Genomic DNA, 14047 nt, shown 5'->3' on the forward strand with positions numbered 1-14047 from the left:
TGGGTAATAAAGAATAATAGGCTGATAAATAGTAATATATTATCCACATTTCATTTTTTCACCAAACTACTGTTTTGACCTATAACTTCCCAGCTTCATTTATTTTTTGGTAATATTCTTAACGGCAAGATCGTCGGCATTATAAGATGCAACCGTCTTATTGCTGAAAAACGAGGTTGCTTTCGTAATCGAGCAGCAAGACCCATTATGCAAATTCAATCAGAAACTCGGTCCAGCCGTCGGGGTTGGTTTTGAGCGAAAATACGAACTGGTGATTCATCAGGATTTCTCGGGTGAGCGTCAGGCCGATACCCTGACCGTCGGGCTTCGTGCTATAGAATGGATTGAACAGGTTCATTGCTACGTCGTCGGGAATGGGCTGGCCGTTGTCGCGGATAAGGACGTATTGGCTGGTGCTGAAAACTTCGATACGTTGTCCCGGCTCGCAGGCTTCGAGCGCATTTTTCAGGATGTTTAGCAGCACCTGCTCAACCTGCTCGACATCGACCAGCCGAACGTTGGGTTCAGCCGTCAGATAATTCAGCGCCACGCCACGGCCCTCCGCCTGCGACTGCATCAGTCGAACCACGTTACGGGTGATTTCGCTAATATCCGCCGACCGTTTCTGAGGCTGGGGAAGACGCACAATATCCGCAAAACGGCGCATGAAGAGATTTAACCTATCGTTCCGTTCGATGGCGACCCGAACCGCGTGTTGCACGTCGGGTTCACTTACGTAGGATTGCGTGACATCCAGAATCGAGTTAACGGCCCCAATGGAGTTGTTGACCTCATGCGCCATCATCCGAATCACCTTGCTGTACGCTTTTTTCTCGCTGGCCAGAATTTCAGGAGTCAGTTCTTCAATGATCAGAAACGACCGCCGGAAACCCCGATCCATAAAATTCGAACGTAGCACTTTGTACGTTTCCAGACCGTTGGGTTTCATGATCCGCGACTCGCCATCGGCCAGATCAGCCATTTGAGCCAGCAGCGAAAACCCGAGTTCATCCAGTTGTTTGCCCACTACGTCCTCAGAGGTCACCGACAGCAGTTGACTCGCTTGTGGATTAACCGACGCGATACGTCCGTCGAAGTCAAAAATCAGGATAGCAATCGGAGCCGCTTCGATGAGTTTCTCCAGAAAAAACTGCTGTTCCACCTGCTTGGTACGTTCATGCCGAAGTTGGTCGATCATGAGGTTATAAACGGTTATCAATTCATCGACTTCCTGGTTGCCAGTCGGCACGAATTTGACGGTAAAGTCTTTATCCCGAATCGCTTCGATGCCCGATGAAATAAACTCCGACGGTTGCTGAAACGCCCGATAAATGCGCACCGCTACGTATCCAGAGATCAGAATCAGAACTTCCGATGCAATGAACAAAACCTTCTGTTCACGTAATACCCAGCCAATCAAGGCAATCAGGGCAAGATGAACGACAGAAATGTAAACCAGGTAACGCGTTCGCAGGGGTAGGTTCATTCCTCAGTTGTATACGGAATGCCAAATTTCTCTAATCGCCGGTAGAGCGCAAAACGCGTAATGCCCAATGCCCTGGCTACTTTCGATACCCGGTTTTGATGGAACGTCATGGCCCGCTGAATCATCTGGTATTCCATCTCTTCCAATGTCATCGTGCCAACTTGGGGCAGGGAGCCAAGAGCATAGGGTGCGGACGTTGGCGTTTGGGGGAGATTCCGTTCGAAATCGTCAGGTAGTAGTTCGTCGTTGGGCGACAACAGAACGGTCCGTTCCACTACGTTCTTCAACTGGCGAATATTACCGGGCAACGGCAGGTTTTTCAGCCATTTCTGTGCCAACGTACCAACGCGCAACTCAGGTCGATTGTAAATCGTTTTCAGATTATTGACAAAGTAATTAACCAATAACGGAATATCGCCGGGACGTTCACGCAGGGCGGGTAAGCGAACCGTAATGAGGTTGATTCGGTAAAACAAATCTTCGCGAAATTGCCCTTTACTGACCATCTCTTCCAGATTTCGGTTGGTCGCGCAGATAACCCGCACATCGACCGTTCGTGACTTGCTGCTGCCCAGCGGCTCGAACGTCCGATCCTGCAACACACGTAGCAACTTGACCTGGCTGGATGGGTCCAGATCGCCGATTTCGTCTAAAAAAATAGAGCCTTTGTTGGCCAGTTCAAAACGGCCGACGCGGTCGGTTTTGGCATCCGTAAAAGCGCCACGTACGTGTCCGAAAAGTTCGCTTTCGAACAACGTACTGGAAATACCGCCGAGGTTAACTTTCACGAACGGATTTCGTTTGCGTCGGCTGTTCTGGTGGATGGCTTCGGCAATCAGTTCTTTGCCCGTGCCGCTTTCGCCCGTGATGAGTACCGGCGCATCAGTCGGTGCTACGCGTCCAATAGTCGTCAGGATGTCAAGCAGGTTCGGATCTTCGCCGATGATGTTATCGAACTGAAACTGCTGATCGAGTTTCCGGCGATTGGGTGACGCGGGAGCGGTCTGCGCCAGATTCAGGGCCGTACGGACCGACTGCACGAGGTAATCGTTCTGCCAGGGCTTCGTAATAAAATCTTTCGCACCCGCTTTCATGCCTTCCACGGCGAGGTCGATACTGCCCCAACCCGTAATCAGAATAACCGGTACGTTGGGCAACCGTTCCCGAATCCGACGTAACAGCCGTAAGCCATCGTCGCCGGACGTATCGACCGAGAAATTCATGTCCAGCAGAATAGCTTCCGGCGTTTCCTGCTCCAGTACGTCAAACGTCTCGAACGGCCCATCCGCCACACGCACAGCAAAGCCTTCTTTCCGAAAGAGTAAGGAAAGGGAAGTTTGAATCGCTACGTCGTCGTCGATGATGAGGAGCATGGGGTAGGGAGCATGGAGCACGGAGCGGGGAGCGCAGGCAAGGATTCTGTGTTTGTGAAACCTGCCCCGTACTCCCCGCCCCTTGCTACGAAGGCAATAGTGCTTTTTGGAAACTATGAATTTTTCGACTCAAGTGTTCAAGTTTATCGAATAAGCTTTGCTTCACTTCTTCGGTAATATGTTGCCGACGCTGAATAACGACCAGAATATTAGCACATTCGTAACACGAACGACGGGCATAATTCAGAAATTGATAGAATTCTTTTGACGATACTGAACCTGAGCCTTCACAAATATTATTGGAAATGCTCCTCGCAACTGCTCAGCAAAGCGATATAATCGTTTTACTTCTAAGGCATCGGCAATATCGAATAGGCTGTCGCCTAGTTCGATAGCAAATTGCCAAATGTCCAGGTCCTCAAATCGAAATTGTTTCCGTTTCATAAAAAGTATACCATAGCACTATTTAGGCGACAATATACAGTTTTATGGAGAGTAAGACTTAGTATACACATAATGAAGGTCCATAGCTGCATACCTTGCCCCAAGCTCCCTGCCCCATGCTTACTCATTCCTCATGCAACGCCGTCGCCGGTTGAATCGTGGCTGCTTGCCGACTCGGGAATAAGGCGCATAACGTAACGATGGCGTAAATAATCAGCACTGCAATAATAATGGCCGTTACGTAAATTCCCGACTGCAGGTCGAATACGTTTAGCAACGGAAACTGAGCGGCAAAGAGTAAGCCGATTAGCAGAGCAAACGTAGCCAGCACCCAGATCTCACCGATAAACTGCGTTGAAATTCCACTTCCGGTGGCACCCAGCGCCCGACGAAGACCAATTTCGCCCCGACGTTTGGCAATGCTCAGGTTCAGTACGCCGAACAGACCCAGCGCTACGTTAATAAGCAAAAATCCACTGACAATCAGGGCAATAATAACGGGAACCAAGACCAGGTTATGCTGATTTTTTCGCGAATTGGTCAGGTAATCAACCTCTACGCTCCAGCCGGTCAGCATAGAAGCAATTTCTTTCACGATTTTGGCTTCAAAAACCGCGTCGGTTCCGGGTTTTACTTTAATCAGCACGGTATCATTCCAGGGTTGGCTTGCCTTCACCAGCTCAAAATAAGCAGGCTTATCAGCCATAAATTCACCCTTCGCTTTGAACGTATTGACTACACCCACAACCCTGAACTTATCGCTTACAATTTTTCCCAGCGGATTTTCATCCTCGAACAAGCCTTCTTTTGCCTTCTGATTGATAACGATCGGCGTGTATTTGCCTACGCTGTCACGGTTCCGGTACCATGAGCCAATGGGTACGGGAATATCGAGTGTTTTCGCGAAATCCTCGTCGGTTCCATACGTCTCAGCAAGCACATTCCGCTTCTTGTATTCGATGCCGTTGTTCATCTGGTTCGCCGAAAACGGAAAATTACTGCTCATACGAGAGACCGAAGCCACTTCAGGATAGGCCTTTAGCCGATCAACTACCCGTTGTAATTTGTTGGCTACCTCGATAGTGTCCCGATTACTTCTCAACCCGACGGCCCAAACGTTTTCGTAGGTAAAGCCCAGCGGCTTTCGGTAATTTCCTACGTTAACAACGATGAGCGTTGCCAGCCCAAAGAGCACCATAAACGAAGCCCAGATTTCGACAATCAGCAGCGCGTGGGCCTTCTTCTTGTTCCAGATTAATTTAAACAGATGTGAGATCATGATGGAAAGAGTTTATTTGCGTGGAGCGTGGGGCAGGGAGCAAATGGGGCATTTACCTACCCCACTCCGTGCCTTATGATTTTAACGCTTCAGCGATGGTTAGTTTCGACATGCGGAGAGCGGGCAATACACCTGACAGGAGACCAAAAATCAGGCAGACGACCAGACTTATCAGAAAGACGTTCACGTTGATCGTCAGGTCGGCATAAGCAATCCAGCCGCTGGCGTTGATCAGATGGATGACAACAGCCGTCAACACCAGCGCAATAGCACCACCGATGAACGTAATGAAAATGTTCTCGACGATGAATTGCCAGACCAGCGTACGTACGGGTGCTCCGAAGGCTTTTCGGATGCCAATTTCCGAAGCCCGTTCCATAATTCGGCTAACGTTTATATTGACTAGGTTGATGGCTGGCAACCCTAACAACATGAATAGAACAAACCCTATTATCCCGAAAAAAATAGTTGCCAGACCAGGTCCGCCATCCAGAATCGTACCGATAAAGTTTTCGACATAGGGTTCCGCTTTTACGGTCAGCGTAGCGTACTTGAAGCCTTCCTGAATACCAGGCAACGGGATACGACTGATATGACTTTGGAATTCATCCTGAACGGTTTTTAAATCAGCTTTATTCTTGGCCAGTATTATCGCTACGTACCCACCCCGCATACTACTTTTCTGATAGTTACTCTTGGGCGCCGTGTACGGAAAATACACGTCCGAGTACGTAAACGGCCGGGTAACAGGACCACCCTTCACTACGCCAATTACCTTATAATGAATGTTTTCTATGTCAATATCCTTACCGACAACCGATTCGGTCGTGTTGCCAAAATACTGCTTTTTAAGATCGTCGTTGATAACCACTACGTAATCTCCGTTGGCAATATTCTGCTCGTTGTAGGGTTTCCCTTCCAGAAAATCAAACTGGGTTACGTGCCAAAAATCGGCATCGGTAAACTTGGTATTAAGCTTAATTTTCTGAGAACCCACATACGCATTTGAGCTATTCACAAAGGTGCAGATCGTAACTCGTTCGGCTGTTTCTAATGATTTGGCATAGTCCGTCAAAAACTTAAAACTCATCGGACCCGATTGCCGGGAGGTCAGGCTCGAATCGCGTTGTTCCATCTGCATAATGTACAGCGAACGGTCTCTCCGGGTTTCGGGGTAATGGCTTCCGAAGAGGTGGTCAAGAAACGAAGTAAGCACCATCAGCACAGTCAGCGTGAGGCTGATGCCGAAGAGCGTAATGAAGGTATAAAACGGATGCCGCAGCAATACCTTCCAGGCGATTTTTATGTAGTTCAGTAGCATAACTTGAAGGAGAAAGGGAGGAAGAGGGAGGAGAGGGAAGAAAGGGATAGAGGAGGAAATTCCTTTTCTCCCTTTCTTCCCTCTCCTCCTTTTCTTTCTTTATAACACTTGCGTTCCGTCGAATAGGCGAATGAGTCGGTGGGTACGTTTGGCCATTTGTTCATCGTGCGTGACCATGACGATGGTGGCGCCGTCGTCGTTGAGTTGTTGCAGGATGTTCATGATTTCGTTGCCCATTGCGCTGTCGAGATTGCCGGTTGGTTCATCGGCCAGAATGATATCGGGATTGCCGACAATGGCGCGGGCAATGGCAACGCGCTGTTTCTGACCACCCGACAACTGTTTCGGGAAGTGTTTCATGCGATTGCTTAGCCCCACTTTCGTCAGTGCATCCTTGGCGTAATCCTGCCGGGGGCGTCCGTTTTGCGACCGGTATAACAAGGGAATCTCTACGTTGTCGAGCACCGTCAGGTCGTTGATCAGGTGGAAGCTTTGGAAAATAAAGCCGATTTTCTGATTACGGAGTCGGGCCAGTTCTTTGTCGCGGTACTGGGTAACAGCCTGACCATCGAGTTGTACGGTTCCTTTCGAGGGTTCATCCAGCAAACCCATTACGTTCAGCAGCGTACTTTTGCCGCAACCCGATGGCCCCATAATCGAGACAAATTCGCCTTTCCTGATATCCAGGTTGATGTTGTTGAGCGCCAGCGTTTCGATGGTGCTGGTTCGGTACACTTTTTCGATGTTTTGTAGTGTGATCATAGTTTTAAGAGAGAAAGGAGGAAGGAAGAGAGGGAGGAAAGGAGGAGAAGAAAGTTCTTGGACAAACAACTGATTGTTCATATACCAATCCTTTCCTCCCTTTCTTCCCCTTTTTCCCTTTCCCCCTTCATTTTAACTTCTGGTTCGTTTCAAAATCGTATAAAGTCAGTAAGCGAAGCGTGTAATACGCCTGCCAGTAGTCACGTAGCGCCAGGATCGCATCGCGACGGGCGCGGTCTTTGTCCTGCGTAGCAATTCCTAAATCCGTCACGCTCAGATCGCTAAGCTTAAAGCGATCTTGCGCAATCTGATACCGGTTCTGGGCAATCTGGTCGGCTTTGGCCGTAAGCGTCACCTGCTGATTCAACATTTGCAGCAGTGTTACCTGCGTAAAAATCTCCTGCTCAAACGTCAGCTTGTCCTGTTCCACGGTTTGTTGCGTCAGTTCACTATTTGCTTTGGCCGTTTCCACAATGGCCCTTGTCCGGCCCCAGGTCATAATTGGAAGCGTAAACTGCAGCGATACGTATTCACGATTCTGCGGACTTACATACACCTCCCCTAATCTCGCTCCCTGATTGGATAGCCCATAACCGCCGATTAACGTAGCATTCAGACCGTTGTTTTTACGCGCTTTTTCCAGATCGCGGTTGGCCTCCAGCATCCGTCGTCGGAAACCAATCGCTGCCGACCGATTCGAACCGGCTTCATCGAGCGCTCGCTTCACGTCCACGGCAAAAACCGGAATCTGGTTTGGTATCGCCAGTTCGAGCGGACGGAATTGACCGTTACTCTCATCGCGATAACCGATAAACGTTTTTAGCTTTAGCGAGGCCACAGCCGCCATTTGTTGGGCCGATGCCAGATCTTTTTCGGCATTCAGTACGCTCAACTGTAGTTGCAGCAAGTCGTTCTGCGAAATCTTCCCGAGTTCGAGTTTGTGCAACGCAATTTTGTAGAGCGTGTCGTTGTTAACTCGGTTCGTCTCGGCAATCTGTAGATTCACCTGCGCCACCAGCAGATCAAAATACAACGTAGTGGCCGACACCGAAACCTGTTCAAGATTTTCGATCAGTTGCTGATTTCCTTCGGCAAATAATAGCGGCTGAATCCGGCGATCCCAACGCATGGGATTGAATCGAAACAAAGGCTGCGTTAGTTCGATGCCAAATGGAACGACATTGTACAGGGTGTTATTCTGGATAAAATTATCAAACCGCTGAAGTTGCGTCTGAATTGATATGGTTCCTCCGGTTGGCGCAATCGTCTGGCTCAGCGACAGACTCAGAATCGAGTTGTTGTACGATACGGGTTCGAACTGGATATTGCCGTCGGGTTGCACGACTTGTATGTACGACCGCGTGAAGTTGGGTAACGTACCGTCCAAACTCAGTTGTGGTTTATACTGCGCCAGAAACGAACGGTATGACCAGATGTTTGTGCGTTGTTGCGTATTCGCCCGTTTGGCGGCCACTGATTGCGCCTGCGCCAGTTGCAGTACGTCGGTCAATGTCATTGTCTGCGTTTGCGCCAGGACTGGTCTAGTCAGCATCAGCACTATAATCAGTATGGTATAAAAGCGCGGCATACGTATTCTGATCAATGTAATTTTCGGTACCACGGGCTGGGCCGCGTTCGGCTTCAGCCCGTATTTTGTACCCATCCAGGTACGGGCTGAAGCCCGTGGTACCGGTTAATGGTTCGTTTTCGACTCAATCGTGATTTCCTCTAAATTCTCGTACTCGCTCAAGTCAGTCAGAATAACCTGTTCACCTGGCTGGATACCCTGCCTAATCTCAACAAAGTCGAAGTTGGAAAGCCCAATCGACACTTCCCGACGGTGCGCTACGTTACTCCCCTTTGGCAATACATAGACGTACTGCGTTCGCTTACCCTTAAACGTCGGCCCGTTCGCCACTCGAACCGCCTTTGCTGTGCGGTCCGTCACGACAAATACGTCAGCTTTCATATTGGGACGTAATGAGGTATGGTGATTGTTCTCCAGTTGGATTACGAACTGAACAATCCCATTTTTCACGGCGGGTTTCACCTGCGTAATCGTTCCGCGCAGGTTCGTTTCGTTTACTTTCACGATTACCGGCAAACCCACTTTCACTTGTTCAGCGTACACATCGGAGCAGGAACCTTCAACCCGGAAACTCGCCAGATCAGCCAGTTTCGCCAGCATTTCGCCTTCGTTGACCGACGACCCGATATTTTCATTGACCCACGTCAGTACGCCCGGCCGGTCGGCGACAATGTCAGCCTGTTTAAGCTTATGCTGTAACTCTTTCTGGTTTTTCTCTTCAATCTGTGCCTGTAAGGTCGTTTCGCGCAGGCTGGCCCCCATCGACTGCCGGTTGTACGAGAGATCATTTTCTAATTGCTTCTTCTCCAGCTCGGCCACACGTAGCGCGTTTTCCGCACGAGTTACGTCTTCGCCCGTACTTCCCCCTACCTTCTGCAAACGTCGGGTGCCCTCCAGATCGGCTTTTAGTTTATTGATGTTGAGCAACTTGATCTGGTCATTCACTTCCGCATCGTAGAGACTTTTATTCAACTTCATTCGCAACTGATCGATGCCGTTACGTTTCAACGCCAGTTGGTCGTCTAGTTTTTCCAGTTCGATTTCAGACAGCGATTTATCGAGGTCCAGGATGGGTTGACCGGGCTTAACAGACGTACCGGGTGTGAGCAGTACGCGCCGGATACTGGCCCGAATGGGGCTGGTGATGATTTGTTCGAAGGCCGGTATTACTTCTCCCGTTGCGTTAAGCGAGTTTTCGACGGGTCCAATCTCGGCTATTGACGTCCGGATTCGGGCGGCTTCGACGGATGTTTTGAGGGCATTGCGAGCCCAGGTTAGCATAGCAACCAACGCAATGACAACCGTTGCTCCAATGAGCAGGGTTTTATTGCGGGAGCGATTTGCTAGTTCGGGGGCAAGTTCTTTGTCCATTTTCTGTGTAGTATCTCACAGATAATTAAGCCAAACAACGTGCCAGCAGGCAAGATTCTATATTTCAGTACGTTACAAAAATCATTTACTTAAAATTTGTGCGATTCCGCACACTTCTATGCAGAATCGCACAATCGCACTGGTTTAATCAGTATACGCTACCATTACGCTCTGGTTTCACCAATTCTCCGGGGTTTGCAACAGGGCATGGTTATACGTAGTGGTGAGCTAACTAAAAGTCCGAAGACTCATATAGTTTCCCTACTTGCTTCGTCAAACAGACGCATGGCCATAAGACCATTGCCAACGGCACCACCTGCCCGAAGGGCTGCCGCAATGAACACCGTTTCGGCGATCTCTTCGCGGGTAGCGCCAGCCGCAACGGCATTGTTGATGTGTGATTCAATACAGTACGCACATTGTGTTGTCAGAGCAACGGCTACCGACATCAGTTCCCGGTATTTTATGGGAATGACGCCATCCTTTCGTTCGGCTGTGTGTTTGAGATTCATGAAGGCGGCAGCCTCTTTGGGAGCAGACTTAAGAAGGCTGTCGGTATACGCACGGTCTTTTGGAGTTTGGTATTCAGACATAAGGGTTTAGAAATAGTAGTGAACTAATTAGTAAACAACAGCAACGGTACGTATTCCAGGCGAGCAGGTACGTACCTGAGAATGGCATGCTCTATCACGGAACTACCAGCCTTTACGGCCTTTCTAGCTCATGCGCTACGTATAACAAACTCACGAATCTCGGCGGCTAAACGCTCTGGCTGCTCCATCGCAGCAAAATGTCCACCCGCTGGCAGTTCAGTCCATCGCTCCACTGTAAAATACCGTTCAACCAGTTCCCGGGGCGGAGTACCAATGTCTTTCGGGAAAAGCGCAAAACCAGCCTTTACTTTGGATTTCTTGCCCGTTTTGTCGAAAGGATTAAACTTTATCAGCGGATTGTATTTAGCCGCCATAATAGCCTGAATCGCTTCGTAATACAGTCGAACGGATGAGTTGATGGTTTTGGTTGCCCAATAAATCGTAAGGTTCGTCAGCAGCTCATCTTTCGTAAACGCCTTGTCCAGATCGCCGTCGTTGTCGCTCCAGGCGTAGAATTTTTCGACGATCCAGGCCGCCAACCCCGCTGGCGAATCAGTAAGGCCGTAGGCGAGGGTTTGCGGCTTCGTGCTTTGGATCATCGAGTAAGCCCCTTCGGTTTGCTGCCACTGCTGTATTTTTTCAAAGAACATCTTCTCCGCACTACTGGCATCGTCGGGCTGTTCCAGCGTATGATGAAACGGCAGATCGGTCAGGTGAATGGCCAGTAAATCATCGGCATGATAGAGAGCCAGTTGTTCGGTGATGGTGCCGCCCCAGTCTCCGCCATGAGCGATGAATTTGTCGTAGCCGAGTTCATCAGTCATCAGATCGGCGAAGAGGCTGGCAATTTTCTTTGGATTCATACCTTCTTCGGTAAAAATGTCGGAGAAACCATAGCCCGGAATGGAAGGGACAACAACGTCGAATGAGAAGCCATTCTCATCCGCTTCCGTCAGCAGCGGAATCAGCTTCAGAAAACGAACAAATGAATCAGGCCAGCCATGCGTTAGAAGTAACGGCAACGATGTTTTCCCCTTCCCTTTCTGATGAATGAAATGAATGCCAACGTCATCAATCGTTGTTTTAAAATGCGAAAAGGTGTTCAGATAGGCTTCTTGTTTTTTCCAGTCGAACGTCTGTTGCCAATACAGACATAGCTCCCGTAAATAAGCTTCACTGGTCCCCATTTTCCAGTCTGCATTGTCTAGTTCATCGGGCCATCGGGTTTTCGCCAATCGTCGGTTCAGATCATCCAGCGTTGCCGGATCAACGGTTATTATAAATGGATGTGCCATTTCAATAGGTTGTCGTTGATTGAGGTGGTCATTGATTGAGTTGCCAACCAGCTTAATGAAGCTGACTAACAAGTAAATGACAGTTTCCCTATGAATGTTTTATTAATTTAGTTAACTCATCCAACAGCAGTGTCTTACGGCATACAGATCGACAAAAATGCTCTATTCCCCGCCCAACGTTTACGAGCAAACTGGTTTTGGGTCTATCTTCGGGCAAACGATTTGTCTTCATGAAAGTCTGCCTGCCGATCCTCTTTCAATTCCTCAGTTTCATTTCCTTCGCTCAACAGAATCTTGTCTCCTATGTTCATCCGCTGATTGGTACCGAAAAAATGGGGCACACATTTCCGGGCGCTACGGTGCCGTTCGGGGCGGTTCAGTTAAGTCCGGATTCCGATACGTTGTCGTACGAGTTCAATGGCAAGTACAATGGTGATGTCTACCGGTACTGTGCTGGCTACAAATACGAAGACAAAACGATTGTTGGATTCAGTCATACACACTTCAGTGGTACGGGTCATTCCGACTTGGGCGATTTTTTGATCACGCCGACACAGGGCACTTTGCAACTCAATCCGGGCGTAGCATCGAACACCAAAACCGGCTATCGATCCGCATTTTCGCACGCGAACGAAGTGGCCGAAGCGGGGTATTATAAAGTCAAACTGGATGATCATAACATTCTGGCGGAGCTGACAGCTTCTAACCGGGTTGGCTTTCACCAGTACACCTTTCCCAAATCTGACCAGTCGCATATCATTCTGGATTTGATGCATGGGATTTACAATTACGAGGATAAAGTTGTCTGGACGTATGTGCGGGTCGTGAACGATACGTTGATTACGGGTTACCGGCAAACCAATGGCTGGGCCCGTACCCGAACGGTGTATTTCGCACTGTCGTTTTCAAAACCGTTCAAATCATACGGCCAGAAGAGTGAAGATAAACTACAGGTATACAAAGGCTTCTGGCGGAAGTTCGACCAGACGAAGAATTTCTCGGAGATAGCCGGTAAGAAGATTCGGATGTACTTTGATTTCGATACGCAGGAAGGTGAGAAAATAAAGTTAAAAATGGCGTTGTCGCCGGTGAGCCAGGAAAATGCTCTCGCCAACATGCAGGCCGAAGTGCCGCACTGGGATTTCGATCGGGTGAAAACGAAAGCGCAGGCCGACTGGAATAAGGAACTAAACAAGATCCAGATCAACGCTTCAGAGAATGACAAGATAAATTTCTACACGTCGCTTTACCACTCGTTCATCAACCCAACAACCTACATGGACGCCAACGGCCAGTATAAGGGACTGGATCAGGGTGTTCATCAGGCAAATGGTTTTACCAATTACACGACGTTTTCGCTGTGGGATACGTATCGGGCGTTGCATCCGTTTTTCAACCTCATGCAGCCCGCTCGTGCAAACGACATGGTCCAGTCGATGCTGCATCACTATGACCAGAGTACGTTGAAAATGTTGCCGATCTGGTCGCATTACGCCAACGACAACTGGTGCATGAGCGGCTATCACAGCGTATCGGTACTGGCTGATGCCATCATCAAAGGCGCATTCAAGGGCGATGCGCAAAAAGCGCTGGAGGCCTGCGTTGCTACGTCGAATCATCGCGACTACGAAGGTATTGGCGAGTACATTGACAAAGGCTATATACCGTCAACCAGTAATAGAACCTCCGTATCGAACACGCTGGAATATGCGTATGACGACTGGTGCATCGCGCAAATCGCGAAGAAACTGGGCAAGCAGGATGTATATGCTACGTATCTGAAACGCTCCGAGAACTGGAAAAATGTCTACGATACGTCCATTGACTTCATGCGGCCCCGCCTGGCGGATGGTTCGTTTAAAAAGGAGTTCGACGTACTGCAAACGGATGGGCAGGGCTTTATTGAAGGCAACTCCTGGAACTTCAGCTTTTTCGTCCCGCACAATCCAGCCGCACTGGTTCAGCAGATGGGTGGACCAAAGAGATTTTCGGCCCGGCTCGATACGTTGTTTTCGATGCATTTGCCCGACAAGTTTTTCGCTGAAACCGAAGACATTACGCGAGAAGGTATTATTGGCGGGTACATTCACGGCAATGAACCGGCTCACCACATTGCCTATTTATATAACTGGGCGGGTCAACCGTGGAAAACGCAGGAGCGCATCCGGATGATTCTCAACATGCAATACAAACCTACTCCCGATGGGTTGGGCGGCAACGACGACTGCGGCCAGATGAGCGCGTGGTATATGTTTTCGTCGATGGGTTTTTATCCAGTCTCGCCCGGCTCTGAGGCCTATTCGCTGGGTAGCCCATCGGTTAAGAGCGCGAAGTTGCAACTCGAGAACGGGCAGACGTTCACTGTTGAAGCGATCAATCAGGGCGACAAAAATGTGTATGTCCAAAAGGTATTGCTGAATGGAAAACCATTGACTCAGCCAATCATTACGCATTCCGATATTCTAAAAGGCGGAAAACTGACGTTTTACATGTCGGCCAAACCGGTGAAGAAATAATCTACCTTGCTTTGATCAA

Annotated in this window: 12 protein-coding genes; 1 reads left to right on the forward strand and 11 read right to left on the reverse strand. The window is 49.1% G+C overall.

The window, feature by feature from the left end; genetic code table 11:
- Positions 1–205: 205 nt before the first annotated feature.
- From IC230_RS19960 to IC230_RS20005, 11 genes are all read right to left on the reverse strand, one after another.
- Entirely contained in the window at positions 206–1486 is a 1281-nt protein-coding gene (locus IC230_RS19960) for a sensor histidine kinase (RefSeq protein ID WP_191040802.1), read from the reverse strand.
- Positions 1483–2859: a sigma-54-dependent transcriptional regulator gene (locus tag IC230_RS19965; RefSeq protein ID WP_191040803.1), complete on the reverse strand. Its 1377-nt coding sequence runs from the start codon at positions 2857–2859 to the stop codon at positions 1483–1485. The genes IC230_RS19960 and IC230_RS19965 overlap by 4 nt, the downstream gene beginning before the upstream one ends.
- 85 nt (positions 2860–2944) lie before the next feature.
- A complete protein-coding gene (locus IC230_RS34055; RefSeq protein WP_317171808.1) occupies positions 2945–3166 on the reverse strand; it encodes a four helix bundle protein in 222 nt (73 codons plus the stop codon).
- Positions 3103–3303 carry a four helix bundle protein gene (locus tag IC230_RS34060; protein ID WP_223860726.1) on the reverse strand — a complete coding sequence of 67 codons (201 nt, stop codon included), beginning with the start codon at positions 3301–3303 and terminating at the stop codon, positions 3103–3105. The genes IC230_RS34055 and IC230_RS34060 overlap by 64 nt, the downstream gene beginning before the upstream one ends.
- A gap of 124 nt (positions 3304–3427) precedes the next feature.
- Positions 3428–4582, reverse strand: a complete 1155-nt coding sequence (locus IC230_RS19975; RefSeq protein ID WP_191040804.1) for an ABC transporter permease — start codon at positions 4580–4582, stop codon at positions 3428–3430.
- 73 nt (positions 4583–4655) lie between these two features.
- Complete coding sequence (locus IC230_RS19980) at positions 4656–5903, reverse strand: ABC transporter permease (RefSeq protein WP_191040805.1); 1248 nt, start codon at positions 5901–5903, stop codon at positions 4656–4658.
- Between the two features lie 99 nt (positions 5904–6002).
- Positions 6003–6665, reverse strand: coding sequence for an ABC transporter ATP-binding protein (locus IC230_RS19985; protein ID WP_191040806.1), 663 nt, complete (start codon positions 6663–6665; stop codon positions 6003–6005).
- 127 nt (positions 6666–6792) lie between these two features.
- The gene (locus IC230_RS19990; RefSeq protein ID WP_191040807.1) at positions 6793–8253 is read right to left on the reverse strand and encodes a TolC family protein; all 1461 of its coding nucleotides are present in this window, start codon (positions 8251–8253) and stop codon (positions 6793–6795) included.
- A gap of 105 nt (positions 8254–8358) precedes the next feature.
- Entirely contained in the window at positions 8359–9624 is a 1266-nt protein-coding gene (locus tag IC230_RS19995; protein ID WP_191040808.1) for an efflux RND transporter periplasmic adaptor subunit, read from the reverse strand.
- A gap of 248 nt (positions 9625–9872) precedes the next feature.
- Positions 9873–10217, reverse strand: coding sequence for a carboxymuconolactone decarboxylase family protein (locus IC230_RS20000; RefSeq protein ID WP_191040809.1), 345 nt, complete (start codon positions 10215–10217; stop codon positions 9873–9875).
- Between the two features lie 128 nt (positions 10218–10345).
- Positions 10346–11512: an epoxide hydrolase family protein gene (locus tag IC230_RS20005; protein ID WP_191040810.1), complete on the reverse strand. Its 1167-nt coding sequence runs from the start codon at positions 11510–11512 to the stop codon at positions 10346–10348.
- Between the two features lie 230 nt (positions 11513–11742).
- Between IC230_RS20005 and IC230_RS20010 the strand changes: the two genes are divergently transcribed.
- Positions 11743–14028: a GH92 family glycosyl hydrolase gene (locus tag IC230_RS20010; protein ID WP_191040811.1), complete on the forward strand. Its 2286-nt coding sequence runs from the start codon at positions 11743–11745 to the stop codon at positions 14026–14028.
- Positions 14029–14047: the final 19 nt, after the last annotated feature.

The sequence above is a fragment of the Spirosoma validum genome (assembly GCF_014699035.1).
Classification (GTDB): domain Bacteria; phylum Bacteroidota; class Bacteroidia; order Cytophagales; family Spirosomataceae; genus Spirosoma; species Spirosoma validum.